The organism is Pseudomonas sp. Sample_9 (genome assembly GCF_004307535.1).
Classification (GTDB): Bacteria; Pseudomonadota; Gammaproteobacteria; order Pseudomonadales; family Pseudomonadaceae; genus Aquipseudomonas; species Aquipseudomonas mercuritolerans.
Genome location: NZ_RAZO01000462.1, coordinates 3,368 through 4,655, shown reverse-complemented (window position 1 = coordinate 4,655; position 1,288 = coordinate 3,368). Strand labels below are relative to the sequence as shown.

Below are 1,288 nucleotides of genomic sequence, written 5' to 3'. Positions count from 1 at the left end.
CGCCTGCGTTCGGTGCTGATGCCGCTGCTCGACATCATGCAGACCATGCCGAGTTTCGTGTACCTGATCCCGGTGCTGATGCTGTTCGGCCTGGGCAAGGTGCCGGCGATTTTCGCCACGGTGATCTACGCCGCGCCACCGCTGATTCGCCTGACCGATCTGGGCATTCGCCAGGTCGACGGCGAAGTCATGGAGGCGATCAACGCCTTCGGCGCCAACCGCTGGCAACAACTGTTCGGCGTGCAACTGCCGCTGGCGCTGCCGAGCATCATGGCCGGGATCAACCAGACGACGATGATGGCCCTGTCGATGGTGGTCATCGCTTCGATGATCGGCGCCCGTGGCCTCGGTGAAGACGTGCTGGTGGGCATTCAGACCCTCAACGTCGGCCGTGGTCTCGAAGCCGGGCTGGCGATCGTGATTCTCGCGGTGGTCATCGACCGCATCACTCAAGCGTACGGTCGGCCACGCCATGAGGTGAGCAAATGAGCAACGCAAGCGTGAGCAAGATCGAAGTGCGCAACGTCTTCAAGATTTTCGGCAACCGCGCCAAGGATGCGCTGGCCATGGTCGGCCAAGGCAAGAGCAAGGATCAGGTGCTCAACGAAACCGGTTGCGTGGTCGGCGTGAACGACTTGTCGCTGAGCATCGGCACCGGCGAAATCTTCGTGATCATGGGCCTGTCCGGTTCCGGCAAATCCACGCTGGTGCGCCACTTCAATCGCCTGATCGACCCCACCAGCGGGGCGATTCTGGTCGATGGCGAGGACATCCTGCAGTACGACATGGAAGCCCTGCGCGAATTTCGCCGGCACAAGATCAGCATGGTGTTCCAGAGCTTCGGCCTGCTGCCGCACAAGACCGTGCTCGATAACGTCGCCTACGGCCTGAAAGTGCGCGGCGAGAGCAAGCAGGTCTGTGCCGAACGCGCGCTGCACTGGATCAACACCGTGGGCCTGAAGGGCTACGAAAACAAATACCCGCACCAGCTCTCCGGCGGCATGCGTCAGCGCGTCGGCCTGGCCCGCGCATTGGCGGCGGACACCGACATCATCCTCATGGACGAAGCGTTCAGTGCACTGGATCCGTTGATCCGCGCCGAGATGCAGGACCAGTTGCTGGAACTGCAAAAGACCCTGCACAAAACCATCGTCTTCATCACCCACGACCTCGACGAAGCCGTGCGCATCGGCAATCGCATCGCGATTCTCAAGGATGGCCGGTTGATTCAGGTGGGCACGCCAAGAGAGATCCTGCACTCGCCGGCGGATGAGTATGTCGACCGGTT

Annotated in this window: 2 protein-coding genes; both read left to right on the top strand. The window is 61.6% G+C overall.

Annotated features, from left to right (window positions below):
- Positions 1 to 489 (top strand): ABC transporter permease subunit (locus tag D6877_RS26400; protein ID WP_241662955.1); only part of this gene is annotated, 489 nt, incomplete at its 5' end.
- On the top strand, positions 486 to 1,288 hold an 803-nt coding region (locus tag D6877_RS26395), incomplete at its 3' end, for a glycine betaine/L-proline ABC transporter ATP-binding protein (protein WP_130912625.1). The genes D6877_RS26400 and D6877_RS26395, both read left to right, overlap by 4 nt.